At 55.5% G+C, this 18,095-nt stretch carries 19 protein-coding genes; 16 read left to right on the plus strand and 3 right to left on the minus strand.

Features of this window, described 5'->3' with window-relative positions:
* Positions 1 to 2: 2 nt before the first annotated feature.
* The 5 genes from LINBF2_RS03770 (at position 3) to LINBF2_RS03790 (ending at position 5,968) form a co-directional block, all read left to right on the plus strand.
* Positions 3 to 1,247: a mechanosensitive ion channel domain-containing protein gene (locus LINBF2_RS03770; RefSeq protein WP_281890534.1), complete on the plus strand. Its 1,245-nt coding sequence runs from the start codon at positions 3 to 5 to the stop codon at positions 1,245 to 1,247.
* Positions 1,248 to 1,369: 122 nt separating this feature from the next.
* Entirely contained in the window at positions 1,370 to 2,119 is a 750-nt protein-coding gene (locus tag LINBF2_RS03775; protein ID WP_281890536.1) for an electron transfer flavoprotein subunit beta/FixA family protein, read from the plus strand.
* A gap of 36 nt (positions 2,120 to 2,155) precedes the next feature.
* Positions 2,156 to 3,088 carry an FAD-binding protein gene (locus LINBF2_RS03780; RefSeq protein WP_281890538.1) on the plus strand — a complete coding sequence of 311 codons (933 nt, stop codon included), beginning with the start codon at positions 2,156 to 2,158 and terminating at the stop codon, positions 3,086 to 3,088.
* A gap of 62 nt (positions 3,089 to 3,150) precedes the next feature.
* On the plus strand, positions 3,151 to 4,941 hold the full coding sequence (locus LINBF2_RS03785) for an acyl-CoA dehydrogenase (protein ID WP_281890540.1): 1,791 nt from the start codon (positions 3,151 to 3,153) through the stop codon (positions 4,939 to 4,941).
* A gap of 73 nt (positions 4,942 to 5,014) precedes the next feature.
* The gene (locus LINBF2_RS03790) at positions 5,015 to 5,968 is read left to right on the plus strand and encodes a nitronate monooxygenase family protein (RefSeq protein ID WP_281890542.1); all 954 of its coding nucleotides are present in this window, start codon (positions 5,015 to 5,017) and stop codon (positions 5,966 to 5,968) included.
* A gap of 110 nt (positions 5,969 to 6,078) precedes the next feature.
* Here LINBF2_RS03790 and LINBF2_RS03795 read toward each other — a convergent pair whose 3' ends face one another.
* A complete protein-coding gene (locus LINBF2_RS03795) occupies positions 6,079 to 6,522 on the minus strand; it encodes a universal stress protein (protein ID WP_281890544.1) in 444 nt (147 codons plus the stop codon).
* A 106-nt stretch (positions 6,523 to 6,628) separates the two neighbouring features.
* Between LINBF2_RS03795 and LINBF2_RS03800 the strand changes: the two genes are divergently transcribed.
* The 9 genes from LINBF2_RS03800 to LINBF2_RS03840 all read left to right on the plus strand — a co-directional run bounded on the left by LINBF2_RS03800 (position 6,629) and on the right by LINBF2_RS03840 (position 14,356).
* Positions 6,629 to 8,881, plus strand: coding sequence for a cation-translocating P-type ATPase (locus LINBF2_RS03800; RefSeq protein ID WP_281890546.1), 2,253 nt, complete (start codon positions 6,629 to 6,631; stop codon positions 8,879 to 8,881).
* Positions 8,881 to 9,018 (plus strand): cbb3-type cytochrome oxidase assembly protein CcoS, encoded by a 138-nt coding sequence (gene ccoS / locus LINBF2_RS03805; RefSeq protein ID WP_104799193.1) that lies wholly within the window; start codon positions 8,881 to 8,883, stop codon positions 9,016 to 9,018. The genes LINBF2_RS03800 and ccoS overlap by 1 nt, the downstream gene beginning before the upstream one ends.
* Before the next feature lie 62 nt (positions 9,019 to 9,080).
* Positions 9,081 to 10,508, plus strand: a complete 1,428-nt coding sequence (ccoN, locus tag LINBF2_RS03810; RefSeq protein WP_104799194.1) for a cytochrome-c oxidase, cbb3-type subunit I — start codon at positions 9,081 to 9,083, stop codon at positions 10,506 to 10,508.
* 10 nt (positions 10,509 to 10,518) lie between these two features.
* Positions 10,519 to 11,142 (plus strand): cytochrome-c oxidase, cbb3-type subunit II, encoded by a 624-nt coding sequence (ccoO, locus tag LINBF2_RS03815; RefSeq protein WP_281890549.1) that lies wholly within the window; start codon positions 10,519 to 10,521, stop codon positions 11,140 to 11,142.
* Positions 11,143 to 11,153: 11 nt separating this feature from the next.
* Positions 11,154 to 11,291: a cbb3-type cytochrome c oxidase subunit 3 gene (locus LINBF2_RS03820; RefSeq protein WP_104799196.1), complete on the plus strand. Its 138-nt coding sequence runs from the start codon at positions 11,154 to 11,156 to the stop codon at positions 11,289 to 11,291.
* Between the two features lie 31 nt (positions 11,292 to 11,322).
* On the plus strand, positions 11,323 to 12,240 hold the full coding sequence (ccoP, locus tag LINBF2_RS03825) for a cytochrome-c oxidase, cbb3-type subunit III (protein ID WP_281890552.1): 918 nt from the start codon (positions 11,323 to 11,325) through the stop codon (positions 12,238 to 12,240).
* A gap of 84 nt (positions 12,241 to 12,324) precedes the next feature.
* Complete coding sequence (ccoG, locus tag LINBF2_RS03830; protein ID WP_281891279.1) at positions 12,325 to 13,695, plus strand: cytochrome c oxidase accessory protein CcoG; 1,371 nt, start codon at positions 12,325 to 12,327, stop codon at positions 13,693 to 13,695.
* 6 nt (positions 13,696 to 13,701) lie between these two features.
* On the plus strand, positions 13,702 to 13,992 hold the full coding sequence (locus LINBF2_RS03835) for a FixH family protein (protein ID WP_104799198.1): 291 nt from the start codon (positions 13,702 to 13,704) through the stop codon (positions 13,990 to 13,992).
* A gap of 55 nt (positions 13,993 to 14,047) precedes the next feature.
* A complete protein-coding gene (locus LINBF2_RS03840) occupies positions 14,048 to 14,356 on the plus strand; it encodes a hypothetical protein (protein ID WP_104799199.1) in 309 nt (102 codons plus the stop codon).
* Here the strand turns inward: LINBF2_RS03840 and fnr are convergent.
* The gene (gene fnr, locus LINBF2_RS03845) at positions 14,353 to 15,090 is read right to left on the minus strand and encodes a fumarate/nitrate reduction transcriptional regulator Fnr (protein ID WP_281891280.1); all 738 of its coding nucleotides are present in this window, start codon (positions 15,088 to 15,090) and stop codon (positions 14,353 to 14,355) included. The genes LINBF2_RS03840 and fnr overlap by 4 nt on opposite strands.
* Positions 15,091 to 15,166: 76 nt before the next feature.
* Here fnr and hemN point away from each other — a divergent pair, with 76 nt between their 5' ends.
* A complete protein-coding gene (gene hemN, locus LINBF2_RS03850; protein WP_281890556.1) occupies positions 15,167 to 16,555 on the plus strand; it encodes an oxygen-independent coproporphyrinogen III oxidase in 1,389 nt (462 codons plus the stop codon).
* A complete protein-coding gene (locus LINBF2_RS03855) occupies positions 16,555 to 17,268 on the plus strand; it encodes a sulfite exporter TauE/SafE family protein (RefSeq protein WP_281890558.1) in 714 nt (237 codons plus the stop codon). The genes hemN and LINBF2_RS03855 overlap by 1 nt, the downstream gene beginning before the upstream one ends.
* On the opposite strand, the gene LINBF2_RS03860 is transcribed toward LINBF2_RS03855, so the two are convergent.
* A complete protein-coding gene (locus LINBF2_RS03860; protein ID WP_104799202.1) occupies positions 17,269 to 18,084 on the minus strand; it encodes a sulfite exporter TauE/SafE family protein in 816 nt (271 codons plus the stop codon). It lies immediately after the preceding gene.
* Positions 18,085 to 18,095: the final 11 nt, after the last annotated feature.

The raw sequence follows: 18,095 nt of genomic DNA on the forward strand, positions 1-18,095 counted from the left end.
AGATGAACGAATTACAAGAATTGTTGCTGGACTTGCAAAGTCCAGCGATTGCGTTAGAACTCGCCGGTTTGGCACTGTGCTTGGCTTTGGCTGGGGGCTTGAGCTGGGCCTTGGGGCGCAGATTCACATCCTCTAACTCCATTTTGTTTGGCCGTCGGTTGATGGACGGGGTGTTGTTTCCTGCTTTGGCTTTGGTCTTCACATATGGCTTGAAGCTGGTGCTCATGAAGATGCAGCGTGTGCCCGTGCTGAAGATGGCGCTGCCCGTGCTGGTGTCGCTGGTGCTGATTCGCTTGATTGCGCGTGTTTTGGCGGCGGTGTTTCCCAATTCGCGCGGTGCGCGCATCTTGGAACAAGTCGTGTCTTGGTTGGCCTGGGGTTTAGCGGTGCTGTGGATCACGGGCTGGTGGGGCCCGATGATGGATGAGCTGGATGGTTTGCAGTTCATGCTCGGCAAGACGCGCATCAGCGTGACGCATGTGCTGGAAGTGGTGTTCACCTCGGGTTTTGTGCTGGTGCTGGCGCTGTGGCTGTCGGCCGCCCTTGAGCAACGTGTGATCAATCGCGCGTTTGAAGATTTGTCTATGCGCAAGGTGGCCGCCAATGCCATGCGTGTGTTGTTGCTGGTCATTGGTACTTTGTTTGCCTTGTCCTCGTTGGGTTTTGACTTGACGGCTTTGTCGGTCTTGGGCGGCGCTTTGGGTGTGGGTATTGGTTTTGGCTTGCAAAAGTTGGCGGCTAACTATGTGAGTGGTTTTGTCATCTTGTTGGAGCGCTCGCTGCGTATTGGCGACTTTGTGCGTGTGGATGGTTTTGAAGGCCGCGTGACCGACATCAAAACCCGCTACACCTTGGTGCGTGCCAGCAACGGCAGCGAATCCGTGGTGCCCAATGAGTTGCTACTGACGCAGCGCGTTGAAAACTTGTCGCTGGAAAGCCGCCACTTGCTGCAAACCTGTACTTTCTGGGTGGGTTTGGAAAGCGATGTGGAGCGCGTGCAAGAGGTTTTGGTGCAAGCCGCATTGAGCGCTGAGTGGGTGCTGTGCAACCCCATACCTCAAGCCCTCTTGGGCGAGGTGGCCCCTCAAGGTTTGCGTTTCAACTTGAATTTCTGGATGGAAGACCCTGTCAATGGTCAATCTTTGACGCGTTCGCGTGTCAACATCGCTGCGCTGAGTGCTTTGCGGTCGGCTGGTGTGGTCTTGGTGCATTCGCCGCAAGAGGTGGTGCTGCGCCATCCGGCTTAAGTTTTTCCTAGGGACTTCCCTAGAAAAGCACGGTCGTTCGATGAAAAAGCGTCTTTGATCTCTACAATGTTACGTTTACGTAAACGTCAATCTGTTTAATTCTAAAAATTGGAGCTTTTGCCATGAAAGTTTTGGTCGCTGTCAAACGCGTGGTGGACTACAACGTCAAGGTCCGCGTGAAGTCGGACAACTCGGGCGTTGACATTGCCAACGTCAAAATGAGCATGAACCCGTTTGACGAGATTGCGGTGGAAGAAGCCGTGCGTCTCAAAGAAAAGGGCGTGGTCACCGAAGTGATCGCTGTGTCTTGTGGCGTGACCCAATGCCAAGAAACTTTGCGTACCGCAATGGCCATCGGCGCAGACCGTGGCATCTTGGTGGAGACGGCTGAAGAGCTGCAGCCTTTGGCCGTGGCCAAGCTCCTCAAAGCTTTGGTGGACAAAGAGCAACCAGGCTTGGTGATCTTGGGCAAACAAGCGATTGACGATGATTGCAACCAAACTGGCCAGATGTTGGCGGCTTTGGCAGACATGCCCCAAGCCACCTTCGCTTCCAAGGTTGAACTGACAGCCGACAAAGCCAGCGTCACCCGCGAAGTGGACGGGGGTTTGGAAACCATTTCCATCAGCCTGCCTGCGGTCATCACGACCGACTTGCGTTTGAACGAGCCACGCTACGTGACTTTGCCCAACATCATGAAGGCCAAGAAGAAGCAGCTCGATGTGTTCAAGCCCGAAGACCTCGGGGTGGACGTGAGCCCCCGCATCAAGACCCTCAAAGTGGTGGAGCCTGCCAAGCGCAGCGCGGGCATCAAGGTGGCGGATGTGGCCACTTTGGTGGACAAGCTCAAGAACGTGGCAAAAGTTATTTAAGCCCGTCATCTCAACGAATACGCAGGAGAAACACACATGACATCCCTCGTGATTGCAGAACACGACAACGCCAGCATCAAAGGCGCAACCTTGAACACCGTCACAGCCGCAGCAGCCATTGGCGCTGACGTGCATGTGCTCGTCGCTGGTCACAACGCAGGCGCAGCCGCAGCAGCCGCTGCACAGATTGCAGGCGTGAGCAAAGTCATCCACGCCGACGGCGCCACACTGGAAGCCGGTTTGGCTGAGAACGTGGCAGCGCAAGTCTTAGCCATCGCTGGCAACTACACCCACATCCTGTTCCCCGCGACAGCGGCAGGTAAAAACGTAGCCCCTCGCGTGGCTGCCAAGTTGGACGTGGGCCAAATCAGCGACATCACCAAGGTGGACAGCCCAGACACGTTTGAGCGTCCGATTTACGCAGGCAACGCCATTGCCACCGTGCAATCCAGCGATGCTGTGAAAGTCATCACCGTGCGCACCACGGGTTTTGATGCAGCGGCTGCCACAGGTGGCGCGGCTCAAATCGAAACCACAGCCGCAGCGACAGACTCAGGCAAGAGCAGCTTTGTGGGCCGTGAAGTCACCAAGAGCGACCGTCCAGAGCTGACAGCAGCCAAGATCATCGTCTCCGGTGGTCGTGCCTTGGGTAGCTCAGAGAAGTTTGACGAAGTCATGACCCCACTGGCCGACAAGCTCGGTGCCGCGATTGGTGCTAGCCGCGCAGCGGTGGATGCAGGCTATGCCGCCAACGATTTGCAAGTGGGTCAAACCGGCAAGATCGTCGCGCCGCAGTTGTACGTGGCGTGCGGCATCAGCGGCGCGATCCAACACTTGGCGGGTATGAAGGACAGCAAGGTGATCGTGGCGATCAACAAAGACCCAGAGGCGCCGATCTTCAGCGTGGCCGACTTCGGCTTGGAGGCTGACCTGTTTGTGGCTGTGCCAGAGTTGGTCGCAGCGTTGTAAACCTTCTGTGAAAAGGCACTCTTCGGGGTGCCTTTTTTGTATTGAATTTTGGAGACATAAAAATGAGCTACATCGCCCCCATCAAAGACATGGTGTTCAACATGGAACACTTGGCCGGCCTCGAACAAGTGGCCCAAATTCCTGCGTTCGAAGACATGGGCGTGGAAACCGCCCAAGCCGTGCTCGAAGAATGCGCGAAGTTGAACGAGTCGGTGCTCGTGCCTTTGAACTGGGAAGGCGACAAGAACCCATCTTTCTTCAAAGACGGCCACGTCACCACCACGCCCGGCTTCAAAGAGGCGTATCAGCAGTACTGCGAAGGCGGCTGGCAAAGCCTGCAACACCCCGCCGATTTCGGCGGTCAAGGTTTGCCTAAAACCATTGGTGCTGCGTGCGGCGAAATGCTCAACTCGGCCAACATGAGTTTTGCTTTGTGCCCCATGTTGACCGACGGTGCGATTGAAGCTTTGTTGACCGCAGGCTCTGACGACCTCAAAGCCACTTACCTTGAGAAGCTCATCTCCGGCGAGTGGACCGGCACCATGAACTTGACCGAGCCACAAGCGGGCTCTGACTTGGCGGCCGTGCGCACCCGCGCTGAGCCTCTGCCAGATGGCACCTACAAAGTGTTCGGCACCAAGATTTTCATCACCTACGGTGAACACGACATGGCCGAGAACATCGTCCACCTCGTGCTGGCGCGTGTGCAAGGCGCACCCGAGGGCGTGAAGGGCATCAGCTTGTTTGTGGTGCCCAAATTCATGGTGAACAAAGATGGGTCACTCGGCGCGCGTAACGATGTGCACTGCGTGAGCATCGAGCACAAGATGGGCATCAAAGCCAGCCCCACGGCCGTGTTGCAGTACGGCGACCACGGCGGTGCGATTGGCTTCCTCGTTGGTGAAGAAAACCGCGGCTTGGAATACATGTTCATCATGATGAACGCGGCGCGTTATGCCGTGGGCGTGCAAGGCATTTCTATTGCCGAGCGTGCGTACCAAAAGGCTGTGACTTTCTCGCGTGACCGCGTGCAAAGCCGCCCTGTGGACGGCAGCATGAAAACCAGCGCACCCATCATTCACCACCCCGATGTGCGCCGCATGTTGATGACCATGCGCGCCTACACCGAAGGTTGCCGCGCCATGGCCACGGTGGCTGCTGCTGCGTATGACGCATCGCACCACCATCCAGATGCCGACACGCGCAAAGACAACTTGGCTTTCTACGAATTCTTGGTGCCTTTGGTCAAAGGCTTCAGCACTGAGATGAGTTTGGAAGTCACCAGCCTTGGCGTGCAAGTGCACGGTGGTATGGGCTTCATCGAAGAAACAGGTGCTGCACAGTACTACCGTGATTCCAAAATCTTGACGATTTACGAAGGCACCACAGCCATTCAAGCGAACGACTTGATTGGCCGCAAAACAGGCCGTGATGGTGGCCAAACCGCCAAAGGCATTGCCGCGCAAATTGCCAACACCGAAGCTGACTTGCTCAAGAGCGGCAGTGCCAACGCCAAGGCGATGGCCGCACGCTTGAAGGCTGCTCGTGAAGCTTTCTTGAACGTGGTCGACTTCGTGGTGGCCGGCGCCAAAGCCAGCCCCAATGCGGTGTTTGCAGGCAGCGTGCCTTACCTCATGCTCACCGGCAACTTGGTGGCAGGCTGGCAAATGGCACGTGCCTTGTTGGTGGCCGAGGCTGAGCTGGCCAAAGGCAACGATGCCGTGTTCATGCAATCCAAAATCACCACCGCGCGTTTCTACGCCGACCATATCCTGACCAAAGTACCAGGCATGCGCGACAGCATCGTGGATGGTGCGGATAGCGTGACTGAGTTGGCACTCGACGCGTTCTAAGTTTTTAGGTTCGCTCAATTCAAAACCACCATCAGGGCACTTCACGTGCCCTGAGTTTTCTCAAGGGCCAGATATGTCGCGTTTACCTCCCGTGTTGCAATCGCTCAAATTTCCAGTCATCGCGTCTCCACTGTTCATCATCAGTAACCCCAAGCTGTTGATTGCGCAATGCAAAGCGGGCGTGGTGGGCTCTATGCCTGCGCTCAATGCGCGCCCAGCTGAGCAGTTGGAAGAATGGTTGATTGAAATCACCGAGGCGCTGGCGGCACACAACCGTGAACACCCAGACCAGCCCGCTGCGCCATTTGCCATCAACCAAATCGTGCACAAGAGCAACGACCGCTTAGAACACGACATGGCGCTGTGTGTGAAGTACAAGGTGCCGATCATCATCACGTCGCTTGGTGCGCGTGAAGACATCAACGCCGCAGCGCACAGCTACGGCGGCATCGTGTTGCACGACGTCATCAACAACAAGTTCGCGAAGAAGGCGATTGAAAAGGGCGCCGATGGCCTGATTGCCGTGGCCGCTGGTGCGGGTGGGCACGCAGGTGTGAAGAGCCCATTTGCCTTGATTCAAGAAATTCGTGAATGGTTTGATGGCCCTGTGGCTTTGAGCGGTTCGATTGCCACCGGCGGTGCGGTGTTGGCCGCGCAAGCGATGGGGGCGGACTTTGCCTACATTGGTTCAGCCTTCATCGCGACCGAAGAAGCACGTGCTGCGGATGACTACAAACAAGCGGTGGTGGATGGCACGTCGGACGACATTGTGTTGAGCAATTTGTTCACGGGCGTGCATGGCAACTACTTGGCACCTTCGATTGTCAAAGCCGGCTTAGACCCTGAACACTTGCCTGAGAGCGACCCCAGCAAAATGAATTTTGGTGGCGGCGCACAAAAGGCTTGGAAGGATATTTGGGGCTGCGGCCAAGGTATTGGCGCGGTGAAGGCGGTGGTGCCTGCTGCTGAGTTGGTGGCGCGTTTGAAGCGTGAGTACCAAGCGGCCAAGCAGCGCTTCACGGCCTAAGTCATGCGCAAAGAGTGAAGACCAAAAAATAGCCGCTTTTCAGCGGCTATTTTTTTGAGGCGAGAGGACGGGCTTCGTTTAAAAAAAACACAGCCCTCCGTGCGCTCGCATTAGCGCAAGACCAGCACCGGCACGCTGGCGTGTGTCAGCACTTGTTGTGTCTCGCTGCCCAGCAGCAAGCGCTTGATGCCACGGCGGCCGTGTGAGGCCATCACGATCAAATCGGCTTTGTGCTTTTTGGCGGCGGCAATCAGCGCGTCAGACACGATGTCTGATTTGACCACCACGGCCTTGGTGGTGACACCTTTGGCTTTGGCAGCTTTGACCACGGCATCCAACACTTTTTGTGCGCCGTCGGTCCAACCTTTTTCAATTTTTGAAATTTCAGTGGCGGTCAAAGGCAAAGAGCCTTCAAAGTAGCTTTGTGGGTAACGTGGCGTGACTTTGACGGCAATCAATTCAGCGCCGCTCAGAGAGGCCAATTCGATGGCGCTTGAGATGGCTTTTTTGGACAAAGTAGAGCCGTCGGTGGCTACCAGAATTCGTTTGTACATAAACTGCTCCTTTTGTTGATTTCGACCAAAGCTTAACGTATGTCGTGCGTTTTGTGTTGATGCACGTCAAGTTCTGGTTCGTCCAAGCCGTTAGGCTACACCCCTTATGCATTCAGATACATCCAAGGTCGAGCTGCTCGACGACCGCCAAGAGTGGTTGCGTTTTAGTCAACCGCACAAGCCCACGCTCCATGGTTCAGATGACTGCTGGGATTCGCATGTGGTGATCCAAGGCATGCACTGTGCGGCTTGTGCTTTCACTGTGGAAGAAGCGCTCATGTCGGTGCCGGGCGTGCAATCGGCCGAAGTCAATGCGGCCACGCATCGCGCCAAAGTGGTGTGGTCTGCCGCGCAGGTGAAGCCGTCGGCCTGGATGGCGGCCATTGCCAAAGTGGGTTATGGCGCTTTGCCGGCAGCCGATAGCAGCTTGCGCCAAGCGCGGCATGAGGAAAGCCGTCGAGCCCTGTGGCGTTGGTTGGTGGCAGGTTTTTGCATGATGCAAGTGATGATGTATGCCTATCCCGCGTATGTGTCGCGCGAGGGCGACATCACGCCTGACATGGTGTTCTTGTTGCGTTGGGCTTCTTGGGTGTTGACGCTGCCTGTGGTTCTGTTTGCGTGCGGCCCGTTCTTTGGCAATGCCTTGCGTGACATTCGCGCGCGTCGCGTGAGCATGGATTTGCCCGTGGCGCTTGGCATGGTGATTACCTTCTTGCTCAGCTCTGTGGCCACGTTTGAGCCTGAAGGCGTGTTTGGTGCCGAGGTGTATTACGACTCGCTCACCATGTTTGTGTTCTTCTTGCTGACGGGGCGATGGCTAGAGCTGCGCGTGCGTGACCGCACGGCGGGCGCACTGGAAGCTTTGATGAACCGTCTGCCCGACAGCGTGGAGCGTCAATTGCCCTCAGGTGAGTTTGAGCGCGTGGCTGTGCGTCGCGTGATGGTGGGTGATGTGATTCGTGTGTTGCCGTCTGAAAGCTTTCCTGCCGATGGCGTGATTTTGCAAGGCCAGACCTTGGCCGATGAGGCGTTGCTCACGGGTGAGTCACGCCCGCAAGCGCGTGGCGTGGGCGACACGGTGGTGGCGGGCAGTCACAACCTCAGCGGCATCGTCACGGTGCGCGTGGTGCAGGTGGGCGAGGGCACGCAGTTCTCGCAAATCGTGTCGTTGATGGAGAACGCTTCGTTGCAAAAACCACGCTTGGCGCAATTGGCGGATCGCATTGCCAAACCCTTTTTGATTGGGGTGTTGGTATTGGCTGCACTCTCAGCGGTCTATTGGTGGCCGACCAACCCAGGGCACGCCTTGATGGTGGCGGTGGCGGTGCTGGTGGTGACGTGTCCTTGTGCGCTGTCGCTCGCCACGCCAGCGGCCATGTTGGCGGCAGCAGGCAACTTGGCGCGTCATGGCGTGCTGGTGCGCAATCTGCAAGCTTTGGAGTCATTGGCTGAGATTGACACCGTGATTTTTGATAAGACGGGCACGCTCACCCAAGACGGCCAGCGCGTGACGCAAGTGATGACGGCAGAGGGTGTGACGCCCGAATACGCCTTGGATTTGGCCGCGGCTTTGGCCAAACATTCACTGCACCCTTTGTCGCGCGCGCTGGTGCAAGCACACGATGAGGCTTCAGGCCGTTCTGTGCTGGATGTTCAAGATGTAAACGAAATGATTGGTCAGGGCTTGGAAGGCCAGCTAGATGGGTGTTTGCGCTTGGGCTCTGCCGCATTTTGTGCGCCAAAAACCAAGGGAATACCCGATAAAGCCGAGGTTTGCCAAGTACACTTGTGCCGTGAAAACGCGTGGTTAGCCAGCTGGCAGCTCTCAGAAGATGTTCGCGCAGATGCGGTGCAAACCGTTCAAGCCCTGAAGCACTTGAACCTTGATGTTTGGTTGCTTTCGGGCGATCGGCCCGAGTCGGCGCAACAGGTTGCGCAGCAGGTGGGCATCACCCGAGCCTTTGGGGCGTGTACCCCGCAAGACAAGCTCTCTCGCATGCAGGCTGCGCAGTCGCAAGGCGCGCGGGTGGCGATGGTGGGAGATGGTCTCAATGATGGCCCCGTCTTGGCCGGTGCCCATGTGTCGATGGCGTTTGGCAATGCGGTGCCCTTGGCTCAGTCCAAATCGGACTTGGTCTTGATGGGCGGCAGCTTGTTGGTGGTGGCGCAAAGCATCAAGTTAGCCAGGCATACCCTGCGGGTGGTCAAGCAAAACTTGGTGTGGGCTGCGGCTTACAACGCTTTGTGCGTGCCATTGGCGGTGGTGGGCTGGTTGCCAGCATGGCTGGCTGGTTTGGGAATGGCGTTGAGCTCGTTGTGGGTCGTGTTGAATTCTTTACGGCTCACGAAAGGATTTTGATGGATATCTTGTATTTATTGATTCCGCTGTCGGTGTTGTTGGTGCTTTTTATCTTGGGTGGCCTCTGGTGGGCCATTCACAAAGGCCAATTTGACAGCGTGGAGCAAGAAGGCGAGCGTATTCTTCGAAACGATTGATTTGAATCAAACACCTGTAGGGGTGATTTGAGGATACTGGTTTGAAAAATGAAAGGTGACCGATGAACTCATCAGAGCAAGCCGTTTACAGCGATACCGTTGTACGGCAGTTTTCCATCATGGCGGTGGTTTGGGGCGTGGTTGGCATGTTGGTGGGCGTGATCATCGCTTCTCAACTGGCTTGGCCCGAACTGAACTTTGGCATCCCTTGGTTGACCTATGGCCGCTTGCGTCCATTGCACACCAATGCGGTGATTTTTGCGTTCGGCGGCTGCGCCTTGTTCGCAACCAGCTACTACGTGGTGCAACGCACCTGTCACACAGTCTTGTTCATGCCCAAATTGGCTGCTTTCACCTTCTGGGGTTGGCAGTTGGTCATCTTGGCTGCAGCGGTCAGTTTGCCTTTGGGTTTCACCCAAGGCAAGGAGTACGCTGAGCTGGAGTGGCCCATCGACTTGTTGATCGCCGTGGTGTGGGTGTCCTACGCGGTGGTGTTCTTCGGTACCGTGGGTACACGCAAGGTCAAACACATTTACGTGGCCAATTGGTTCTATGGTGCGTTCATCATTGCGGTGGCCTTGTTGCACATCGTCAATAGCGCGGCCATTCCTGCGGGCATGATGAAGTCTTACTCTGCTTACGCTGGCGCCCAAGACGCCATGGTGCAGTGGTGGTACGGTCACAACGCGGTGGGCTTCTTCTTGACCGCTGGCTTCTTGGGCATGATGTATTACTTCATCCCTAAGCAAGCAGGTCGCCCTGTGTATTCGTATCGCCTGTCGATCGTTCACTTCTGGGCTTTGATCTTCACTTACATGTGGGCGGGTCCTCACCACTTGCATTACACCGCTTTGCCTGACTGGACTCAGTCCGTCGGTATGGTGTTTTCTTTGGTGTTGTTGGCTCCTAGCTGGGGCGGCATGATCAACGGCATCATGACTTTGTCTGGCGCATGGCACAAGTTGCGCGATGACCCTATCTTGCGTTTCTTGATCGTGTCCTTGTCGTTCTACGGCATGTCTACGTTCGAAGGCCCCATGATGGCCATTAAAACAGTGAATGCTTTGAGTCACTACACCGACTGGACCGTTGGTCACGTGCACTCAGGTGCTTTGGGCTGGGTGGGCTTGGTGTCCATGGGTTCAATCTACTACTTGATTCCTAAGTTGTTCGGCCGCAAGGAAATGTTCAGCGTCAAGGCGATCGAGGTCCACTTCTGGTTGGCCACCATCGGTATCGTCTTGTACATCGCTGCGATGTGGATTGCCGGTGTAATGCAAGGTTTGATGTGGCGCGCGATCAACGCCGACGGCACATTGACTTACACCTTTGTTGAATCTGTCAAAGCCACGTATCCGTTCTATGTCATTCGTATGGCGGGTGGTTTGTTGTACTTGACAGGCATGGTCATCATGTTGTGGAACGTGGTCAAAACTGCGACCAGCGGTAACACCGTGAGCGTTGCCATTCCAGCACCTGCACACGCCTGAGGAGAAATAAATGTCTGATAACAATTCCAAAGGCTTCTCCCACGCCAGCGTGGAGACCAATAACTTTTTGATGATCGTGTTGATCTTGATCGCTGTCGCTTTTGGCGGCTTGGTTGAGATCGTGCCTTTGTTCTTCCAAAAGTCCACCACTGAGCCCGTCACCGGCGTGAAGCCTTTGACTGCCTTGCAGTTGGCTGGCCGTGACATCTATGTGCGTGAAGGTTGCTACAACTGCCACTCGCAAATGATCCGTCCTTTCCGTGCAGAGACATTGCGTTACGGCCACTACTCAGTGGCTGGTGAGTCTGTGTATGACCATCCCTTCCAATGGGGCAGCAAGCGTACCGGTCCAGACTTGGCTCGCGTCGGTGGTAAATACAGCGACGAATGGCACCGTGTTCACTTGAACAACCCACGCGATGTGGTGCCTGAGTCCAACATGCCTGAGTACCCATGGCTGTTGAAGAACACGGTGGATGCAGCAGCAATGCCTGCACACATGAAGGCATTGCGCACAGTGGGCGTGCCTTATACGGATGAAGAAATCGCTAAGGCCTCCGAAGACGTCGCGGGTAAAACCGAGATGGAAGCTGTGATTGCTTTCCTCCAATCACTGGGCCTCGCGCTCAAATAAGGAGACACCCCATGGATGTCAATGATCTGCGCATCGCGACCACGTTGATTTCGTTTGCCTTGTTCATCGGCATCATGGTGTGGGCTTTTTCTCGACGTAACAAAGAAGATTTTGAGGCCGCATCAAAGCTGCCCCTCGATCAAGACTAAGGCCCAGAGGCCTTTGTAAAGGAATCGAATCATGAGTGATTTCACAAGTAATTTTTGGTCGATCTTCGTATCGTCCATCTCCATTTTTGGCATCGTGTACTGCGCATTTTTGCTGTGGTTCTCTGCCAAAGTTAAAGTGTCAGCACACGAAGAGGACGGTACAACCGGCCACGTGTGGGACGAAGACCTGCGCGAAATGAACAACCCATTGCCTCGTTGGTGGTTGTGGTTGTTCATCATCACCATGGTGTTTGCTGCGGTGTACTTCATTGCTTACCCAGGTTTGGGTGGCTATGCAGGCAAATTGGGTTGGACGTCTCAAGGTCAATACGAAGCTGAAGTGGCCAAGGCCAACAAAGACCTCGAGCCTTTGTATGCGGCATTCAACGCACAAACACCAGAGCAACTGTCGCAAGACCCTAAAGCCATGGCTGTGGGCGAGCGTTTGTTCATGAACAACTGTGCACAGTGCCACGGCTCTGACGCTCGCGGCTCGAAAGGCTTCCCTAACTTGACCGACAGCGATTGGTTGCACGGTGGTACGACTGACAAGATCAAAGAGACCCTCACCAAAGGGCGCATTGGTCAAATGCCTCCGATGGCTGCAGCCGTCGGAACGCCTGATGACATTCGTAACGTGTCCCACTATGTGTTGAGCTTGTCTGGCAGCCCACATGACTCCGTGCGCGCCGCTTTGGGTAAGTCCAAGTTCGGTGCCTGCGCGGCATGTCACGGTCCAGATGGCAAAGGCATGCAAGCCATGGGTTCTGCTAACTTGACTGACAAGATTTGGTTGCACGGCTGGGGTGAAGACGCCATCACTGCGATGATCAACAACGGCAAGGTCAACCAAATGCCTGCGCAAGAAGGCCGTTTGACTGAATCACAAATTCACGTGTTGACTGCCTATGTTTGGGGCTTCTCTAACAAACCTGCTGCTGCGAAGTAAAACGCTTTGAACTCTGCTGACGACTCCAAGCAGCGCAAGACCATCCCCATCGTTCCAGAGCCTTCGGGCTCTGCGGACGAGGCGATGGTCTCGCTTTATGCTGCATCCAAAAAAATCTACCCTCGCTCTGTGGAGGGCATCTTTGCTTATTGGCGCTGGATTTTGGTGGTCCTGACGCAGCTGGTGTTTTACGGCCTGCCCTGGTTCGAGTGGGGCACACGTCAAGCGGTGTTGTTCGATTTGGCATCGCGTCGTTTTTATATTTTTGGTTTGGTCTTGTACCCGCAGGACTTCATCTACCTCACCGGCCTGTTGGTGATTTCAGCTTTGGCGCTTTTTTTATTCACGGCGGTGGCTGGGCGTTTGTGGTGTGGCTATGCCTGCCCGCAAACTGTTTACAGCGAAATTTTCTTGTGGATTGAGCGCAAGGTCGAAGGCGATCGTTCAGCCCGCATACGCTTGGATGACGCAGACTTCTCTTTGGAGAAGTTGGTGAAGAAATGGTACAAGCACATCATCTGGATCTTCTTATCGGTCTGGACTGGCTTTACCTTTGTGGGTTACTTCACCCCCATCCGTGAATTGGCGATGGAGTTCTTCCTGACCCAAATGAGTTCGTGGGAACTTTTCTGGGTGTTCTTTTACGCTTTTGCCACGTATGGCAACGCAGGCTTCATGCGCGAGCAAGTGTGTAAATACATGTGTCCGTATGCACGCTTTCAAAGCGCCATGTTTGACAACGACACACTCATCGTCACGTATGACACAGAGCGTGGTGAGCCACGTGGCCCGCGCGCCAAGAAAGCTGAAGCAGGGGCTTTGAACTTGGGGGCCTGCGTCGACTGCACTTTGTGCGTGCAAGTGTGTCCCACCGGCATTGATATCCGCGATGGTTTGCAATACGAATGTATTGGCTGCGGTGCTTGCGCTGACGTGTGCGACACCGTGATGGACAAGATGGGCTATGCCCGTGGCTTGGTGCGCTACTCCACGCAAAATGCGATGGACAACAAGTGGACGCCTGCCCAAATCTGGCAACGCCTGATGCGCCCGCGCATTCAGATCTACACCATGATCTTGTTGGCTGTGACAGTGGGCTTGTTTGTGTCGTTGAGCTTGCGTACACCGTTCAAGGTTGACGTGGTGCGTGACCGCTCGACTTTGTCGCGCATCACGGAATACGGCACACTTGAAAACGTGTACCGTCTGCAAATCATGAACGCAGCGGAGAGCATTCAGACTTACCGCTTGTCAGTCAAAGGTTTGCCAGGTTTGAAAATCACGACCGATACCGAAGTCATGGTGGACCCCGCCCAAGCCCGTTGGATTGTGTTGCGTGCCGATGTGCCTTATGGTTCTGTCGAGGGTGGTTCACACAAAATCATGTTTGAAGTTCAGGCCTTGGGTACCGATGAGTTTGTGGTCGAAAAATCTGTGTTCATCGTTCCTAGGTAATGCATCATGAAACAAGAAACAACTGATACCAAAGCATGGTGGCAATATGGTCACGTTTGGCTCATCATCGCGGGCCCTGCTGCGGTCATTGTGGCGGGATTCATCACGTTGGCGATTGCCATTCGCGTGCCAGACCCCGTGGTGGCCGACGACTATTACCGCCGAGGCTTAGACATCAACAAAACCTTGGCGGCAGAAAAAGACATGCAGCTGGCACCCGCCATGCAGGCGCGTAACCATGTGGTGACGCCCAAAGCTGAGTCAGCCAAGCAAGAGACCCCCGCGAAAACCCCATGACTTGGCGCTGTCATTCGAGCCTAGACTGAACTCATTCCTGTTTAGGAGAATCAGAATGTTGGCTCAGCGAATGATGTGGATTGCATGGCCTGCTTTTTTAGTAGCAGGTGTTTTGGAAATGCTGGTGTTTGCGTTTGTAGACCCGCAAGATATGCAATGGTTTGGCCAGCCTATTGAGCTTTCGCGACAAGGTGTGTATACCTTGTCGTTTTTTGTTTTCTGGATGGTCACAGCAGCCTCCAGCGCATTGACCACCTTGCTGTCAGTGTCGCCGTTTGAGATGAACCGTTGCCCAATGGTGCCAACAGAACGACCAGATGGCTGCCCCAAGCAAGAGGTGTGTTGCGACCCTGTCGCTGTTTAAATTGGCTGGCAGCTTTGTGCGTTCACGATGAGCTTGAGCGCATCGGCGTTCAAAATGCGCACATGGCGTTGTTTGACTTCCACGACACCGTCTTCTACAAACTTTGAAAACGTGCGGCTCACCGTTTCGAGCTTGAGCCCAAGGTAGCTGCCAATCTCTTCGCGCGTCATGCGCAAAATTAGTTCAGACTGAGAGAACCCTCTGGCGTGCAGGCGCTGCACCAAGTTCAGCAAGAACGCTGCGAGACGCTCTTCGGCACGCATGCTGCCCAGCAGCAACATCACACCGTTTTCACGCACGATTTCTCGACTCATGATTTTGTGGACATGTCGCTGCAAGGATGTGATTTCACGAGACAGCTCTTCAATGCGATCAAACGGCATCACGCACACTTCGGCGTCTTCCAGTGCCACGGCATCGCAGGTGTGGTGGTCGCTCACGATGCCATCCAAACCGATGATTTCACCGGCCATTTGAAAACCTGTCACTTGGTCGCGGCCATCTTCAGCGGAGATGCGTGTTTTGAAGAAGCCCGTGCGAATGGCGTACAGCGCGTTGAACTTGTCACCCTGTCTGAACAGGTTGTCACCACGTGCCACTTTGCGGCGTGTGGCCACCACTTCGTCCACACGCTCCATCTCGCTCTCGTTCAAGCCTAAAGGCATGCAGAGCTCGCGCAAATTGCAGTTAGAACAGGCGACTTTGATACTGGTGGAATTCATAGGGTCTGACAGTCGTTTGTGTTGATGCAGGTCAACTTTTTGCTGTGCCTGCACGCCTATTATGGAGCGCAAATTTAGGTGTGAACTTATGCATTCTCTTGTCCTCAATCCAGAACTTTTGCAGCGCTATGACGTGGCGGGGCCCCGTTACACCTCGTATCCCACGGCAGACCGATTTGTCGAGGCGTTTGGTGAAGCTGACTATTTGCAAGCGTTAGAGCAACGCCGCGATGGTGTGGGTGCCAAAGCCTACCCCTTGTCGCTGTATGTGCACATCCCGTTTTGCGAGTCACTGTGCTACTACTGCGCCTGTAACAAGATCATCACCAAACACCACGAGCGTGGCGCGGAGTATTTGCGCTACCTTGAGCGTGAGGTGGACCTGAACATCGTGCATTTGGGCCAAGGCCAAGTGGTGTCGCAGCTTCACCTCGGTGGCGGCAGCCCTACGTTTTTGAGCGATGCAGAGTTGGCGCAACTCATGGCCATGCTGCGCCGCAATTTTCAGTTTGCGCCCGGCGGTGAATACTCGGTCGAGATTGACCCACGCACGGTCACGCGCGAACGCTTGGCCCACTTAGCGGAGCTGGGCTTTAACCGCCTGAGCTTTGGCGTGCAAGACTTTGAGCCTGCCGTGCAAAAAGCGGTGCACCGCATTCAGCCTGCAGAGCAAGTGTTTGACTTGGTGGCTGCATCGCGTGAGCTTGGCTTTGAATCGGTCAACGTCGATTTGATTTACGGCTTGCCCATGCAAACGCCAGAAACCTTTGAGCGCACGCTAGAGCAAGTCACCCAGTTGCGTCCAGATCGCATTGCGCTGTATGCCTATGCTCACTTGCCCGAGCGTTTCAAGCCACAGCGCCGCATCCACACGCAAGACTTGCCGCCTGCGGCGTCTAAGCTTGTCATGTTGTCGAGCGCCATGCGTGTGTTGGTGGAGGCGAGTTATGTGTATGTGGGGATGGACCACTTTGCCTTACCCAACGATGCACTGGCTGTGGCCAAGCGCCAAGGCCGCTTGCACCGCAATTTCCAAGGCTACAGCACCCAGCCCGATTGCGATCTGATTGCTTTGGGTGTGTCCTCCATCGGTCGCGTGGGCCCCACCTTCAGCCAAAACGTCAAGACCTTGGATGAGTATTACGACTTGCTCAACCAAGGCCGATTACCTGTGGCCCGTGGCATGGCTTTGTCGCGTGATGACTTGGTGCGTCGCACGGTCATCATGGCGCTGATGTGCCAAGGCAGTGTGTTGTTTGAATCGGTGGAGTTGTCGCACCTGGTGGACTTCAAGCAGTATTTCGCACCAGAAATGGAAGCGATGGCCGTCATGCAAGCGCAGGGCTTGTTGACCATGGACGATGCAGGTATTCATGTGACCGAGCTGGGCTGGTTCTTTGTGCGTGGCGTGGCCATGGTGTTTGACAAATACCTGCAAGCCGACAAGAACCGCGCAAGGTTCTCTAAAATCATCTGATGAATACAACTTTGGCCCTTACCGCACTTCTCATGGGGCTCGCGGGTGGGCCGCACTGTTTGGCCATGTGCGGGGCGGCCTGTGCAGGCATTGGGCGAGCTGCCCAAAAACAAACAGGCGGGCAGGGCACCTCGGCCATGCTCTTGTTTCAGCTGGGCCGCATCATGGGCTACAGCGCGTTAGGCGCAGTGGCCGCCAGCACCATGCAAGGCGTGGGCTGGCTCAGCACACAGTCTGCCGTGTTTCGTCCTGTGTGGACCTTGATGCACATCGTGGCTTTCATGGTGGGCGGCTTGTTGCTGTGGCGCGGTGAGCAACCCATTTGGCTGGAAGACTTTGGCCGTGGCATTTGGCGTCGTGTGCAAAGCATGACGGCGCACCTCAAGCTGCGCAATGGTGGCGCAGTTGTCTTGGGTGTGTTGTGGGCGTTGATGCCTTGTGGTTTGCTGTATGGCGCGCTCTTGGTGGCTGCGCTCAGCAACAGCCCGCTAGAGGGCGCAGGCGTGATGGCCCTGTTTGCATTGGGTAGCGCTGTGGTGCTGACGATTGGCCCTTGGGTCTGGCTGCGTTTGCGAGGTGGGCAAATCATCAGCACAGGCAACGGAGCATGGGGTGTGCGCTTAGCGGGTTTGGCTTTGGCCGCTAGCTCGGGTTGGACCCTGTGGATGGGTCTGGTGGAGTACCAAGCCCCATGGTGCTTGGTGCCTCAGTGATCAGCTGGTGATGCCTTTGTAAAACATATAGGCGGCCAGCACATACAAGACGCTGGCAAACACACGCTTGAGTTTTTTGACGGGCAACATGTGCGCGGCCTTGGCGCCCAAAGGGGCAGTGAACACGCTGCAAGCAGCAATGACAACCAAAGCTGGCACCCAAATAAAACCAAATGCATCCGCAGGTAAACCTTCCACCGTCATGCCACTGACGATGTAGCCCGCCACGTTGGCGACAGCAATAGGAAAGCCTAAGGCTGCGCTTGTGGCCACGGCGTTGTGAATGGCCACGTTGCACCAGGTCATGAACGGCACGCTGATAAAGCCGCCGCCAGCACCGACTAAACCAGAGAGAAAACCAATCGCACCGCCTGCACCCATCAGGCCCGCCGTGGCGGGCACTTGGCGTGTAGGCGCTGGCTTTTTATCTAAGAACATTTGCGTGGCTGAGAAGCCCACAAACAAGCCAAAGAAGATGGCTAAGTAAGAGCCTTTGAGCCAGTAAAACACACCTAAGCTGCCAATCATGCTGCCCAGCACGATGCCAGGCGCTAAACCTTTGACCAAGTCCCAACGTACCGCGCCACGCTTGTGGTGCGCGCGCACGCTAGAGACTGAGGTGAAGATGATGGTGGCCATCGACGTGGCAATGGCCATCTTGACCGCAAGGTCTGCATCGACGCCGCGGTGCGAAAGCATGAAAGTGATGAAGGGCACCATCACCATGCCGCCCCCAATGCCAAGCAGCCCGGCTAAAAAGCCTGTGCAAATGCCGAGTGCAGCGAGTTCAAAAATCAGTTGGGGTTGGAGGTCCATGAGAGCGCAGG

The organism is Limnohabitans sp. TEGF004, assembly GCF_027924965.1.
Taxonomy (GTDB): Bacteria; Pseudomonadota; Gammaproteobacteria; order Burkholderiales; family Burkholderiaceae_C; genus Limnohabitans.